This is a genomic window from Caballeronia sp. NCF2 (assembly GCF_023631205.1).
In the GTDB taxonomy this organism is placed as follows: Bacteria; Pseudomonadota; Gammaproteobacteria; order Burkholderiales; family Burkholderiaceae; genus Caballeronia; species Caballeronia zhejiangensis.
Genome location: NZ_JALQDN010000029.1, coordinates 1 through 13,497, shown reverse-complemented (window position 1 = coordinate 13,497; position 13,497 = coordinate 1). Strand labels below are relative to the sequence as shown.

The window sequence follows — 13,497 nt, the reverse complement described above, 5'->3', positions numbered from 1 at the left end:
CCCGTCGATGAGATTTAGAAGAACATGCGCGCGAGTTCGGCGCCCGGATCGTCGGCGCGCATGAACGCTTCGCCGACGAGGAACGTATGCACGCGCATCGCGCGCAGCCGGTCGACATCGACGCGCGACAGAACGCCGGATTCCGTTACCACGATGCGGTCATCGGGAATCTGCTCCAGCAAGCCGATGGTCGTTTCGATCGTCGTTTCGAACGTGCGCAGATTGCGATTGTTGATGCCGATGAGCGGCGTCTTCAGCGTGAGCGCGTCGCGCAGTTCGTCGGCGTCGTGGACTTCGACCAGCACCGCGAGCCCGAGCGAGTGCGCGTAGGCTTCGAGATCCTGCATCTGCGAGAGTTCGAGCGCGGCGGCGATCAGCAGAATGCAGTCCGCGCCCATCGCGCGCGCTTCGATGATCTGATACGGATCGATGATGAAGTCCTTGCGCAGCACCGGCAGACTGCACGCCGCGCGCGCTTCCTCCAGATACGCGACGCTACCCTTGAAGAACTGCACGTCGGTGAGCACGGAAAGGCATGCGGCGCCGCCTTTTTCGTACGAACGCGCGATGTCGGCGGGTACGAAATCCTCTCGCAGCACGCCCTTCGACGGGCTCGCCTTCTTCACTTCCGCGATCACCGCCGCCTGATTCGCCGCATGCTTCGCGCGCAATGCGCCGACGAAATCGCGCAGGTCGCGCGAACTGGCTTCGAGCTTCAGCTCTTCGAGCGGCGCGCTTTGTTCGGCAGCGCGGACTTCCTCGCGCTTGACCGCGATGATGCGATCCAGAATGTCACTCATGTCGGCTTCCGTTCGGGTTCCGTTATTTCTTTGCGAATTGCTGCGTGAACTTCACGAGCGTCTCGACCTTCTCGCGCGCCGCGCCGCTCTCGATCGCTTCGCGCGCGGCGGCCATGCCGGCTTCGATCGAATCGACGACATCCGCGGCATAAAGCGCGGTTCCCGCATTCAATGTGACGATCTCGCGCGCGACGCCCGCCTTGTTGTTCAGCGCGCCTAGCAGCATTGCCTTCGATTCCTGCGCGTCCTGCACCTTCAGCGAACGATTCGACACCATCTGCAGGCCGAAATCCTCCGGATGAATCTCGTACTCGGTGACTTCGCCGTTTTTCAGCTCGCCGACTTTCGTCGCGGCGCCGAGCGACACCTCGTCCATGCCGTCCTTGCCGTACACGACAAGAACGTGTTTCGCGCCGAGACGCTGCATCACGCGCACCTGAATGCCGACGAGGTCTTCGTGAAACACGCCCTGAAGCTGATTCGGCGCGCCGGCCGGATTCGTCAGCGGCCCGAGGATATTGAAGATGGTCCGCACGCCGAGTTCGCGGCGCACGGGCGCGATGTTCTTCATCGCCGGATGATGATTCGGCGCGAACATGAAGCCCATGCCGGTTTCGGCAATGGAAGCGGCCACTTGTTCCGGTGTCAGATCGATGTTCACGCCGAGGGCTTCGAGCACGTCCGCGCTGCCGGATTTGCTCGACACGCCGCGGTTGCCGTGCTTCGCGACCTTCGCGCCCGACGCGGCCGCGACGAACATCGATGCCGTGGAGATATTGAACGTGTGCGAGCCGTCGCCGCCCGTGCCGACGATATCGACGAAATTCGAGTTGTCCGCCACTTCGACGTGATTCGCAAATTCGCGCATGACGGTCGCGGCAGCGGCGATTTCGCCGATGGTTTCCTTCTTCACGCGCAAGCCGGTGATGATCGCGGCGGCCATGACGGGCGACATCTCGCCGCGCATGATCTGGCGCATCAGATGCAGCATTTCGTCGTGAAAGATTTCCCGATGTTCGATCGTGCGCTGCAGCGCTTCCTGTGCGGTGATGGTCATGTCGTCAGGCTCGCTTTCCGGTCGAAGAGTTTTTCACGAAGTTTTCGAGCAGCGCGTGGCCGTGCTCGGAAAGAATCGATTCCGGATGGAACTGCACGCCTTCCACTTCCAGTTCACGGTGACGAACACCCATGATTTCACCGTCGGGCGTCCACGCGGACACTTCCAGACAGTCGGGCAAAGACTCGCGCTCAATAGCGAGCGAGTGATAGCGCGTCACGTTGAAGTGTTTGGGAAGATCGGCGAACACGCCTTTACAGTCGGTTTCGATCTGGCTCACCTTGCCGTGCATGATCGTCTGTGCGCGCACGACGCGTCCGCCGAACGCCTCGCCGATTGCCTGATGGCCGAGGCACACGCCGAGAATCGGCAGCTTGCCGGAAAACTCACGCAACACGTCGAGCGTGATGCCCGCGTGTTGCGGATTGCTCGGTCCCGGCGAAAGACAGATGCGCTCGGGGTTGAGCTTCGCGATTTCGTCGAGCGTGATTTCGTCGTTGCGATACGTGAGCACGTCCTCGCCGAGTTCGCCGAAGTACTGGACCAGGTTGTAGGTGAAGGAATCGTAGTTGTCGATCATCAGCAGCATGGTCTTGTCTCCTCAGAAGTCGCTGTCGAGGCCGTCTTGCACTTGCTCGGCGGCGCGCAGCACGGCGCGCGCCTTGTTCTCCGTTTCCTGCCATTCGGATTCGGGCACCGAATCGGCGACGACGCCCGCTGCCGCCTGAACATAGAGATTGCCCTTGTGGATGAGACCGGTGCGGATCGCGATGGCCAGATCCATTTCGCCGCTGAAGGACAGATACCCGACAGCGCCGCCGTACAAGCCGCGCTTGATCGGCTCGAGTTCGTCGATGAGTTCCATCGCGCGAACCTTCGGCGCGCCGGACAGCGTGCCGGCAGGGAAGGTGGCGCGCAGCACGTCGAAATTGCTCATGCCTTCCTTGAGCTTGCCTTCGACCGAGCTCACGATGTGCTGGACGTGCGAGTATTTTTCGATGACCAGTTTGTCCGTCACGGTGACCGACCCGGTCTGCGCGATGCGGCCGACGTCGTTGCGCGCGAGGTCGATCAGCATGACGTGCTCGGCGACTTCCTTCGGATCGTTAAGCAGTTCGGTGGCGAGTTCGGCGTCGCGTTCGGGCGTGTTGCCGCGCGGGCGCGTGCCTGCGAGCGGACGAATCGTCACAATGCGATCGTCGGCGCGCTTTTCCTGACGCACGAGAATTTCCGGCGATGCACCGACCACGTGCACTTCGCCGCCGAAGTTGTAGTAGTACATATACGGCGACGGATTCAGCGAACGCAGCGCGCGATACAGCGAAAGCGGATTGTCGCGGAACGGCTTGATGAGCCGCTGGCCGACTTGCACTTGCATCAGTTCGCCGGCCGCGATGTATTCCTTCGCGCGGCGCACGGCGTTCAGATAATCGTCCTTCTTGAATTCGCGGAACGTTTCCGTACGCACGCTCGCGGATGTCACCGGCGGTTGAACCGTCACGCGCAAACGCGCCTTCAGTTCGCGCAGCCGATGCTTCGCCTTGGCATACGCTTCCGGCTTGGTCGGATCGGCGTAGACGATGAGATAAAGCTTGCCCGCGAGGTTGTCGATGACCGCGACTTCTTCGGTCAGCAGCAACTGGATGTCGGGAAGATCGAGATCGTCGGGCGGCGCACTGTGCGCGAGCTTCTTCTCGATGTAGCGCACCGCGTCGTAACCGAAGTAGCCCGCGAGACCGCCGCAAAAGCGCGGCAAGCCGGGCCGCGTCGCGACCTTGAAGCGCTTTTGATATTGCTCGATGAACGTGAGCGGATCGCCTTCATCCGTTTCGACGACGTTGCCATCGGTCACGACTTGCGTCTTGCCGTTTCGCACGCTCACGGTCGTGCGGGCCGGCAGACCGATGAACGAGTAGCGCCCGAAACGCTCGCCGCCCACGACGGACTCCAGCAGGAACGAGTTCGCGCCGTTGCGCTCCGTCTGCGCGAGCTTGAGATAGAGCGAGAGCGGCGTTTCGAGGTCGGCGAGGGCTTCGGCGATGAGCGGAATGCGATTGAAGCCTTCGTTCGCCAGCGATTGGAATTCGAGTTCGGTCATGTTGCGATCCTTGAGCGATGCGCGCTTTCTGGGTGGCGCGGTATCGGGGAGTGCAGGGCGCTGCGGTCGGTCGAATCTCGTGATGATCGCATACGACGGCCCCGCCGCTTCGATTTGCGGAAGCGGACAGGACGACTCGCGGCACTACACGACGCGTGCGTGAGCGAGGTTCGATATACGACGATTCAACGGAAACGGCGCGGGTATGCGCAGCGAAACAAAAAACGGATGCTGAAGCGCGATCACGCATGACGGCTTCAGCGCACCTCGGGCGAGGTTAGCGCGACCAGCGACGCCAGGGCCAGGCTCCCCGGTCGATGCTGCTCAGACTCCGTTTTCTGTTGAGAAACATGAATGGATGGACTTATTCAGTCAGTGTGGTGTCCGGCGGCGCCAAGGTGGCGGCAATCGCCGATGCTGCGGTGCGCAGCGAGGAAACTATACCATCGGATTTCACCGACTGTACAGGCTTCCCATGGTTGTAACCGTACGGAACGGTCAAGGTCGCGAGGCCGGCCGCGCGGCCCGCGAGCGCGTCGTTTTCCGAATCGCCGACCGCCACGGTCTCGCGCGGCAAGACGTCCAGTCGTTCGCATGCGGTGAGCATCGGGAGCGGATCGGGTTTCTTCGCGGGCAGCGAGTCGCCGCCGAGAATCACCTTGAAGAAATCCGCAATGCCGAAGTGCGCAAGCAACTCCACGGCGAAGCGATGCGGCTTGTTGGTCACGCATGCGAGCGCGACGCCGCTTTCACGCATCGCTTCGAGGCCTTCCCTCACTTCGGGGAATAGCGTCGAGTGCTTGCCGTTGACCTTCGCGTATTCGCTTTGATAGATCGCGAGCGCGTCGTCGAACTGCGCGACCGCCTGCGACGGCGACAGCCGCACGGCGAGCACGCTGCGGATCAGATTCTCCGAACCCTTGCCGACATAGCCCGTGACTTCATCGCGCGTGACCGGCTGTTCGATGGCGATGCGCGCAAGCATTGCATTCAGTGCCGCGACGAAGTCGTCGGCGGTGTCGACCATGGTGCCGTCGAGGTCGATGATCGCCGCGCGGATCGGACGATTCACAAAGGGCGATTGCGCCGCTGCGATCTCACTCATGCTTTCGCTCCAGATTCCACCTTCGCCAGTTCGGCGCGCATTGCGTCGATGACCGCCTTGTAGTCGGGCTTGCCGAAAATGGCCGATCCCGCGACGAACGAATCCGCGCCGGCCGCCGCGATTTCCGCGATGTTGTCGACCTTGACGCCGCCATCGACTTCCAGATGGATTTCGCGCCCCGTGCGATCCCGATACGCATCGATGCGCGCGCGTGCCTCGCGCACCTTGTTGAGCGCCTCGGGAATGAACGACTGCCCGCCGAAACCCGGATTCACCGACATGATGAGCACGAGATCGACCTTGTCCATTACGTGATCGAGGTAGATCAGCGGCGTGGCGGGATTGAAAACGAGGCCCGCCTTGCAGCCGTGATCGCGGATCAGCGACAGCGTGCGGTCGATGTGATCCGAACCTTCCGGATGAAAACTGATCACATTGGCGCCGGCCTTCGCGAAATCGGGCACGATGCGGTCGACCGGGCGCACCATCAGATGCACGTCGATGGGCACGTCCACGTGCGGGCGGATAGCCTCGCACACCATCGGACCGATCGTCAGGTTCGGCACGTAGTGGTTGTCCATGACGTCGAAGTGGATCCAGTCGGCGCCGGCGGCGACGACGTTGCGGACTTCCTCGCCGAGGCGGGAAAAGTCGGCGGACAGGATGCTGGGAGCGATGTGGAATTGCGCCATGGACGTATGCGGGTAGCGACCTAAAGCCGTGATTTTAACCCGCGTTTTCCGCGGAGTCCCTCGTCCGAATGGCCAACGGATGGCGCGCGGATGTGGCGGCGGGACGCCAATCGTGTTGCGGGCGCCGCTCGCATCAAGCAGAATGCCAGACCAATGGCCGCGCGCCGGCGCGCCCGTGTCTGGCGGCCAAGCGGCCGATCGAATTGGAATTGGAACAACGATGAGCCAGTACGAATTCAGCGTTTCCGTGCAGACGCGGTATTTGCCGGACCAATCAGACCCGGATAGCCGGCAGTACGCATTTGCCTACACGCTGACGATCCGCAATACCGGCCAGGTGGCGGCGCAGTTGATCTCGCGGCACTGGATCATCACCGACAGCAACGAGCACGTTCAGGAAGTGAAGGGGCTGGGCGTCGTCGGGCATCAGCCGCTGTTGCCGCCGGGCGAGCAGTTCGAATACACGAGCTGGGCGGTGATCGCGACGCCGGTCGGCACAATGCGCGGCGAGTATTTCTGCGTGGCGGAAGACGGCGAGCGCTTCGAAGCGCCCGTAGCGGAATTTGCGTTGCATATGCCGCGCACGCTCCACTGAGCGAAACAGCGGCAGGCGGCGCGAATCAGCGCCGTTTCGCGGGATCGTTCGAGCGGTTCTGGTTCTTCTTCTTGCCCGATGCCGTCCATACCACGATGAAGATCAGCAAGGCGAGCGCCACGAGCGACTCGAGCGCAAAAATAAGCATTGGATATTCGTCGAACAGATCAGACATGGCGGTTCCCATCAAGAACGAGCATTGTATGCGCTTCGTGCGGCCGGCCGCACGAGCAGCGGCCTGGGCCGCATCGATTGCAACCGCTGTCCTGCTCGCCTCGTGCGGCGGCGGCAATTACGTGAAGCCGGGGCCTGCGACGGCGACCGGCACGCCGATCATCACCGGACAGCGCGCCGCTTCGCGCCTGACTGCGGTGAGCTGGCAGCAGGTGCCGGGCTGGCAGGACGATTCGCTGATCGGCGCGACCGCCGCGCTGCGCCAGAACTGCAACCGGCTCTCGCGACAGGCCAACTGGCAGAAGGCGTGCGCGGCGGCCGAGCGGCTGGACGACCTCGACATGTCGGCGGCGCGCAGCTTCTTCGAAGCCTATTTCACGCCATTTCAGCTCGCCAACACCGACGGCACGCTCGACGGTCTCGTGACCGGCTACTACGAGCCGCTTCTGCGCGGGTCGCGCACGCGTCACGGGATTTATCAGTATGCGTTGTACCGGTGGCCGTATCGATACAAGCCCGGTTCGGCGCTTCCCGCGCGCGCGCAGCTCGAACGTTCGGGCGCGTTGAACGGCAACGAACTCGTGTGGGTCGACGATCCGATCGAAGCGTTCTTTCTGCAGGTGCAGGGTTCGGGGCGCGTCGTCATGGAAGACGGCAGCGTGATGCGCGTCGGCTTCGGCGGCACCAACAACCAGCCGTATCGCTCGATCGGCAAGGAATTGCTCGATCGCGGAGAACTCACGCCCGCACAGGCGACGATGCAAGGCATCAAAGCATGGGCGAAGGCGAATCCGGCGCGCGTCGACGCACTGCTCGACGTGAACCCGCGCTTCGTCTTTTTCCGCGAGATGCCCGCTAACGAAACGATGTCCGCAAGTCTCGGCGACGGTCCCGTCGGCGCGCTCGGCGTGCCGTTGACGCCGGAGCGTTCGATTGCCGTCGATCCGTCGGCGATTCCGCTCGGCACGCCCGTTTTCCTGCAGACCACGCGTCCGCTCAGCAATCAGCCGATGAATCGCCTCGTTTTCGCGCAGGACACCGGTTCGGCGATCAAAGGCGGTGTGCGCGCGGACTATTTCTGGGGACTGGGGGACGATGCCGGCGATCTCGCCGGGCGCATGAAGCAGGGCGGCAGGATGTGGCTGTTGCTGCCCAATTCCTGATATCGCCGGTTTCCCGGCAGCTTCACAAAAAGCTCGCGGCCATCATGGCTCGCGAGCTTTTTGCTTCACGACGCGACGTTGCGCCGGTCGATCACGCGCCGCGCCTTGCCGACGGATCGTTCGATGCCGTTCACCGCGAGCACGTTCACCACGGCGCTCACACCGATCAGCGCCTTGATGTCGTAGGCGAGCGCGGACTTCGCGTTTTCGAGCGCGGTCACATCCGGCGCGGATTCGGGGCAAGGCTCGACATTCAGCGTGAGTACGTCGAGCGGGCCCTCCTTGGTGAGCACGATCTGATAGTGCGGCGCGAGTACCGGGCGCTTGAGCAGCAACTCCTCGATCTGCGTCGGGAAAACATTGACGCCGCGCACGATCATCATGTCGTCGGAGCGGCCGGTGATCTTCTCCATGCGTCGCATCGTGCGAGCGGTGCCGGGCAGAAGGCGCGTCAGATCGCGCGTGCGATAGCGGATGATCGGCAGCGCTTCCTTCGTGAGCGACGTGAACACGAGTTCCCCGAATTCGCCGTCGGGCAGCACCTCGCCGGTTTCCGGATCGATGATCTCGGGATAGAAGTGATCTTCCCAGATCGTCGGGCCGTCCTTGGTCTCCGCGCATTCCGATGCCACGCCCGGCCCCATTACTTCCGAGAGTCCGTAGATGTCGACGGCGTCGATGCCCATGCGCGTTTCGATCGCGCGGCGCATGTCGTTCGTCCACGGCTCCGCGCCGAAAATGCCGATGCGCAGCGAGCAACTTGCCGGATCGATGCCCTGGCGCTCCAGTTCATCGGCGATCGACAGCATGTAGCTCGGCGTGACCATGATGATGTCCGGCCGAAAATCCTGGATCAGTTGCACCTGCTTCTCCGTCTGGCCGCCGCCGAACGGAATGACGGTGAGTCCCGCGCGCTCGGCGCCGTAGTGCGCGCCGAGTCCGCCGGTGAAGAGGCCGTAGCCGTAACTCACGTGCACCTTGTCGCCACGACGTGCGCCGGCCGCCCGAATGGAGCGTGCGACGAGGTTCGCCCAGTTGTCCAGATCCTGCGCCGTGTAGCCGACGACAGTCGGCTTGCCCGTCGTCCCCGATGACGCGTGGATGCGCGAGACCCGCTCCTGCGGAACCGCGAACATGCCAAACGGATAGTTGTCGCGCAGATCCTTCTTGGTCGTAAACGGAAAACGGCCAAGATCCGAGAGCGACGTGACGTCATCCGGATGAACGCCTGCTTCGTCAAACTTGCGCCGATAAACCGGCGAGTTCTCGTAAGCATGCTTGAGCGTCCATTTGAGACGCTCGAGCTGCAGCGCCGCGAGTTCGTCGCGGCTCGCCTTCTCGATCGGATCGAGCGGCAGCGATGTGGTCATTGCTGTCTCCTTGATGCTGACTACGCGGCGCGGCTTTTAGATGCCGCGTCCATTATATGAACGAGTCCGTCACACGGGAATTACGTTGCCTCTTATCTGAGCCGACTTGCCGCGGAACATCGCGACCGGCTCGCCTTCGCGATTCGTCACGCGGATATCGTAGATACCCGTGCGCCCGCTCAGCGTTTGCTCGATCGCTTCGGCAGTCAGGCGATCGCCGCCCTGCACGGGCCGCAAAAACTCGATCGAGCAGCCCGCCGCGACCGTGCTGATGTTGTACGAGTTGCAGGCGAACGCGAACGCGGAGTCCGCCAGCGTGAACATCAGGCCGCCGTGGCAAATCGCATGGCCGTTCAGAAAGTCGGGGCGCACGTCCATTTGCAGACGCGCATAGCCGGGCCGGACTTCGATCAGCTCGATGCCGAGCGCGCGCGAGCATGCGTCCGCTTCGTACATGGCTTTCGCCGTGGCTTCCGCGAGTTGTTGTGGCGTCACAGATATCTCCAGTTCGATTCGGTTCTCACAGACCTTCGAAGCGCGGTGCGCGCTTCTCCTTGAACGCGGCGACGCCTTCGATGTAATCCGGCGACGCACCGAGCTCGCGCTGAAGATCGCGTTCGAGATCGAGCTGCTGGTCGAAAGTCCTGTTCGCGCTCGCGCGGATCGCTTTCTTGATCGCGACGACCGCGCGCGCCGGCTGCTGCGCGAGTTGGGCGGCCAGGTGCGCGGCCGCTTGCTGCAGCTCGGCATCGTCGACGACGCGCCACACGATGCCCCACGCCTCCGCCTTCTCGGCGCTGAGTTTTTCGCCCGTCAGCGCGAGCCCGAGCGCACGCGCCTCACCGACGCGGCGCGACAGCAGCCATGTGCCGCCCGAATCGGGCACGAGGCCGATCTTCACGAATGCCTGAATGAAGCTGGCCGAGCGCGCCGCGACGACGACGTCGCACGCCATCGCGAGATTCGCGCCGGCTCCAGCGGCCGTGCCGTTCACTGCCGCGATGACCGGCATCGGCAAAGCCTGAAGCCTGCGCACGAGCGGATTGAAGTGCTCGTCGATGAGATCGCCCAGATCCGACATCGAGCCAGGCGTGAAATCCAGATCCGCGAGATCCTGTCCCGCGCAGAAGCCGCGACCCGCGCCGGTGATGACGAGCGCGCGCGCATTGCCCGCTTCTATTTCAGTGAGCGCCTGGTTCAACTCGCGATGCATCTCGCGCGTGAAGCTGTTCAGTTTGTCGGGGCGATTGAGCGTCAACGTCGCGACGCGCGTCTCGACATCGACGTGAAAGAACACGGACTTCTCTGTCATTACATTTCCTCTCTCGACGAATCCGGCTGCGGCGGCGCGTGCTCGCCGCCATTCCTTGCATCCGATACTAGCCGCGCGACCGCGAGCTTTCCATTAGGCCGAATGGCATAAGCCGTTTGCACGGCGATCGGCCTTTGGATCGTTTGTGTCGATTGGCTTATGCCGTCTGGCCAGCTTCCGCCGACGCGGCCTTCGGTGCAACATGGACGCGGCTTTGCACTACTCGGAAGCGATTTGCGACGAAAGCTGCATCCGAAAGCGCTGCGTTGGCCGCGGGGTTCGCGCCCGTGCCGTGGAAGTCGGAGAACGCCGCGGTCTGATTGACGAAGACGCCGCCGGTGAGGTTGATCGAGAGCGCGACACCGCCTTCAATGGCTGCTTCGTGCGCGGCTGCGATCACCTTGTCGTCGGTGCTGTAGACCGAGAACGTCAAGGCGCCGTGCGTGCGCGCGATCGACCCGGCGAGTTCGAGCGATTGCGCGGTCGAGTCGGTCGCGATGACGAACGAAATCGGGCCGAACCATTCCTTGGTGAATTTCGCTTCGTCGGTGCGCGCGTCGAGCTTGATCATGAGGGGTGTGTGAACGCGGGCTTCGGGAAACGCAGGGTGCGTGAGAGATTGGCTGTCGAGCAGCATGTCGCCGAGCTTGCGCGCTTCGGTGACGCGTTCCACGACGCCATCGTTCTGAATCGCTCCCGTGAGCTCGACGGCGCGGGCCGGATCGGATGCGAGTTTTTCGACGGCGCCCGCGAGCGCTTTCGCGACGTCATCGAAGCTCAGTTGGCCTTCGGCGGTGCGGATGCCATTGCGCGGCACGTAGATGTTCTGCGGCGCGGTGCACATCTGACCGGAATAGAGGGCGAGTGAGAAGGCGATGTTGCGCGCGGCGGACTTCATGTCGTCCACGGAATCGATGACGATCTGATTCACGCCCGCCTTCTCGGTGTAGACCTGCGCCTGATGCGCGTTGCGCTCGAGCCAGGTGCCGTTTTGCGTGCTTCCCGTGAAATCGATGAGCTTGATTTCGGGACGCAAGGCGAGTTCCTGGACCAACGCGCCGTCGTTGGGTTCGGTGGCCAACAGCGTGACGACGTTCGGATCGAAGCCGGCCTCACGAAGCACTTCACGCGCGATTCGCACGGTGATCGCGAGCGGCAGGATCGCGCCGGGGTGCGGCTTGACGATGACGGCGTTGCCGGTTGCGAGATCGGCGAACATGCCGGGATAGCCGTTCCAGGTCGGAAACGTGCAGCAGCCGAGCACAAGCCCCGTGCCGCGCGGGACGATGGAGAAGCGCTTTTGCATCGCGAGCGGCGGATTTTTGCCTTGCGGCTTTTCCCAGTGCGCTTCGGCGGGGATGCGACGTAGCTGGTCCCACGCATAGACGACGGCTTCCAGCGCCCGGTCTTGCGCGTGCGGGCCACCGGCCTGGAATGCCATCATGAATGCCTGGCCGGTCGTGTGCATCACGCCGTACGCGATCTCGAAGCTGGCGCGGTTCAGGCGCGACAGGATTTCGAGGCTCACGCCCACCCAAGCCTGCGGGCCGGCGGCGCGCCAGGCGGACTGCGCCTTGGCCGCAGCTTGAGTCAGCGCGTCGGGATCGGCCTTCGGATAGCGGACGTCCAGCGCGATGCCGAACGGCGAACGCTCCTTCCCGACCGTTTCGCCCGTCGAAGGCTGATCGAGTTCGAAAGTCTTGCCGAGATGAGCTTTGAACGCTGCCTCTCCATCGGCGCTGGCCGTTTCCCCGTACACTTTGGGGCTCGGCATTTCGGCGAACGGGCTCCAGTAGCCGCGCGTTTCGATGGCTGCGAGCGCTTTGTCGAGCGTCGCTTCGTGCTTCGTGAATAGCGGATGTGTCATGGTCGCGAGAAAAGAAGAACGAGGGAAAGGTGCCAGGCCGAATAATTAACCGACCGGTTGGTTGGTGATGGTAGCATTATCGAGATGCAGTGACGAATGACTTTTCATTAGGGCTTACCTGAGGATCGCAAGGAGGAGCGAATGGCTTACGAGAATCTGCTGGTCGAGACGCGTGGTCGGGTCGGACTGATTACGCTGAACCGTCCGAAAGCGCTGAACGCGCTGAACGACGCGCTGATGGACGAACTTGGCGTCGCGCTCAAGGCATTCGACGCCGATGGAGACATCGGCGCAATCGTGCTGACCGGCAGCGAAAAGGCGTTCGCGGCGGGTGCGGACATCGGCATGATGGCCGGCTACTCCTATATGGATGTCTACAAGGGCGACTACATCACGCGTAACTGGGAAACGATCCGCACGATTCGCAAGCCGATCATCGCCGCGGTCGCGGGTTTTGCGCTCGGCGGAGGTTGCGAACTCGCGATGATGTGCGACATCGTCATCGCCGCCGACACGGCCAAGTTCGGTCAGCCCGAGATCAAGCTCGGCGTGATTCCGGGAGCGGGCGGCACGCAGCGCTTGCCGCGCGCTGTATCGAAAGCCAAGGCGATGGATATGTGCCTGACTGCGCGCATGATGGACGCGAGCGAGGCCGAACGGGCGGGGCTGGTGTCGCGCATCGTCGGGGCGGATCGCCTTCTGGACGAGGCCGTCGAAGCGGCGACGATCATCGCCGGCTTCTCGCTGCCCGCCGTGATGATGGCCAAGGAGGCTGTTAATCGCGCTTACGAGACAACGCTCGCAGAAGGTGTTCATTTCGAGAGGCGTCTGTTCCATTCTCTGTTCGCGACAGAGGATCAGAAGGAAGGCATGGCGGCGTTCGTTGAAAAGCGTAAGCCGGTTTTCAAGCATCGGTGACGTTCATGTGAGAAAGCGCTTGCGCTCCTCGATTCCGCTCACTAGAATTCCGTTCCTTCGCGATTCGATGATCGCGAAGGAAGCGGGAGAGGGCGGTATCGGCGGTGTGCTTGGGGGGTAGGTTGTAGAAGGCTCCGGGCGCGGATCGGCAAGAAAAAGAAACTTCGAATTCTTGTTGACACGAACCGAAGCGTTCTTCATAATCTCGTTTCTCTGCTGCTGATGCAGCGACGCAAGACGGAAGTTGAAGTAAGGCTTGTCTTGCGATGTGCTCTTTAAAAACTAACAGCCGATAAGTGTGGGCGCTTGATGGCGAGTGCGGCTGGTTCTTCGGAATCGGCGATAG

At 62.7% G+C, this 13,497-nt stretch carries 16 protein-coding genes; 4 read left to right on the top strand and 12 right to left on the bottom strand.

Annotated features, from left to right (window positions below):
• Positions 1–14: 14 nt before the first annotated feature.
• From trpC to trpE, 4 genes are read right to left on the bottom strand one after another with little or no spacing between them, the layout of a single operon-like run.
• On the bottom strand, positions 15–800 hold the full coding sequence (gene trpC / locus NCS02_RS12395) for an indole-3-glycerol phosphate synthase TrpC (RefSeq protein ID WP_008344421.1): 786 nt from the start codon (positions 798–800) through the stop codon (positions 15–17).
• Between the two features lie 22 nt (positions 801–822).
• The gene (gene trpD, locus NCS02_RS12390) at positions 823–1,857 is read right to left on the bottom strand and encodes an anthranilate phosphoribosyltransferase (protein ID WP_008344422.1); all 1,035 of its coding nucleotides are present in this window, start codon (positions 1,855–1,857) and stop codon (positions 823–825) included.
• A gap of 4 nt (positions 1,858–1,861) precedes the next feature.
• Positions 1,862–2,446 carry an aminodeoxychorismate/anthranilate synthase component II gene (locus tag NCS02_RS12385; protein WP_034473938.1) on the bottom strand — a complete coding sequence of 195 codons (585 nt, stop codon included), beginning with the start codon at positions 2,444–2,446 and terminating at the stop codon, positions 1,862–1,864.
• A 12-nt stretch (positions 2,447–2,458) separates the two neighbouring features.
• Positions 2,459–3,955: an anthranilate synthase component I gene (trpE, locus tag NCS02_RS12380; protein ID WP_008344426.1), complete on the bottom strand. Its 1,497-nt coding sequence runs from the start codon at positions 3,953–3,955 to the stop codon at positions 2,459–2,461.
• Here trpE and NCS02_RS12375 point away from each other — a divergent pair.
• Positions 3,954–4,118 (top strand): hypothetical protein, encoded by a 165-nt coding sequence (locus NCS02_RS12375; RefSeq protein ID WP_160172923.1) that lies wholly within the window; start codon positions 3,954–3,956, stop codon positions 4,116–4,118. The genes trpE and NCS02_RS12375 overlap by 2 nt on opposite strands.
• Before the next feature lie 201 nt (positions 4,119–4,319).
• Here the strand turns inward: NCS02_RS12375 and NCS02_RS12370 are convergent, their stop codons facing one another.
• Positions 4,320–5,060: a phosphoglycolate phosphatase gene (locus NCS02_RS12370; RefSeq protein ID WP_008344428.1), complete on the bottom strand. Its 741-nt coding sequence runs from the start codon at positions 5,058–5,060 to the stop codon at positions 4,320–4,322.
• On the bottom strand, positions 5,057–5,752 hold the full coding sequence (rpe, locus tag NCS02_RS12365; RefSeq protein ID WP_008344430.1) for a ribulose-phosphate 3-epimerase: 696 nt from the start codon (positions 5,750–5,752) through the stop codon (positions 5,057–5,059). Before rpe ends, NCS02_RS12370 begins: the two co-directional genes overlap by 4 nt.
• A gap of 220 nt (positions 5,753–5,972) precedes the next feature.
• On the opposite strand from rpe, the gene apaG reads away from it, so the two are divergent.
• Positions 5,973–6,347 (top strand): Co2+/Mg2+ efflux facilitator ApaG/CorD, encoded by a 375-nt coding sequence (apaG, locus tag NCS02_RS12360; RefSeq protein WP_034473939.1) that lies wholly within the window; start codon positions 5,973–5,975, stop codon positions 6,345–6,347.
• 25 nt (positions 6,348–6,372) lie between these two features.
• On the opposite strand, the gene NCS02_RS36595 is transcribed toward apaG, so the two are convergent.
• Positions 6,373–6,522 (bottom strand): hypothetical protein, encoded by a 150-nt coding sequence (locus NCS02_RS36595; RefSeq protein ID WP_033536109.1) that lies wholly within the window; start codon positions 6,520–6,522, stop codon positions 6,373–6,375.
• Between NCS02_RS36595 and mltA the strand changes: the two genes are divergently transcribed.
• Positions 6,521–7,684 carry an MltA domain-containing protein gene (gene mltA, locus NCS02_RS12355; RefSeq protein ID WP_034473941.1) on the top strand — a complete coding sequence of 388 codons (1,164 nt, stop codon included), beginning with the start codon at positions 6,521–6,523 and terminating at the stop codon, positions 7,682–7,684. The genes NCS02_RS36595 and mltA overlap by 2 nt on opposite strands.
• Before the next feature lie 65 nt (positions 7,685–7,749).
• Here the strand turns inward: mltA and paaK are convergent, their stop codons facing one another.
• The 4 genes from paaK to paaN all read right to left on the bottom strand — a co-directional run bounded on the left by paaK (position 7,750) and on the right by paaN (position 12,233).
• Positions 7,750–9,054, bottom strand: coding sequence for a phenylacetate--CoA ligase PaaK (gene paaK / locus NCS02_RS12350; protein WP_008344438.1), 1,305 nt, complete (start codon positions 9,052–9,054; stop codon positions 7,750–7,752).
• Positions 9,055–9,123: 69 nt separating this feature from the next.
• Complete coding sequence (gene paaI / locus NCS02_RS12345; protein WP_235366211.1) at positions 9,124–9,510, bottom strand: hydroxyphenylacetyl-CoA thioesterase PaaI; 387 nt, start codon at positions 9,508–9,510, stop codon at positions 9,124–9,126.
• Positions 9,511–9,574: 64 nt separating this feature from the next.
• The gene (paaG, locus tag NCS02_RS12340) at positions 9,575–10,366 is read right to left on the bottom strand and encodes a 2-(1,2-epoxy-1,2-dihydrophenyl)acetyl-CoA isomerase PaaG (RefSeq protein WP_239295455.1); all 792 of its coding nucleotides are present in this window, start codon (positions 10,364–10,366) and stop codon (positions 9,575–9,577) included.
• Between the two features lie 157 nt (positions 10,367–10,523).
• A complete protein-coding gene (gene paaN / locus NCS02_RS12335) occupies positions 10,524–12,233 on the bottom strand; it encodes a phenylacetic acid degradation protein PaaN (RefSeq protein ID WP_239295454.1) in 1,710 nt (569 codons plus the stop codon).
• Between the two features lie 141 nt (positions 12,234–12,374).
• Between paaN and NCS02_RS12330 the strand changes: the two genes are divergently transcribed.
• The gene (locus tag NCS02_RS12330; RefSeq protein WP_008344444.1) at positions 12,375–13,151 is read left to right on the top strand and encodes an enoyl-CoA hydratase; all 777 of its coding nucleotides are present in this window, start codon (positions 12,375–12,377) and stop codon (positions 13,149–13,151) included.
• Here NCS02_RS12330 and NCS02_RS12325 read toward each other — a convergent pair.
• Positions 13,138–13,497, bottom strand: a 360-nt coding sequence (locus tag NCS02_RS12325; RefSeq protein ID WP_250523159.1) for a hypothetical protein, incomplete at its 5' end; no start/stop codon positions are given. The genes NCS02_RS12330 and NCS02_RS12325 overlap by 14 nt on opposite strands.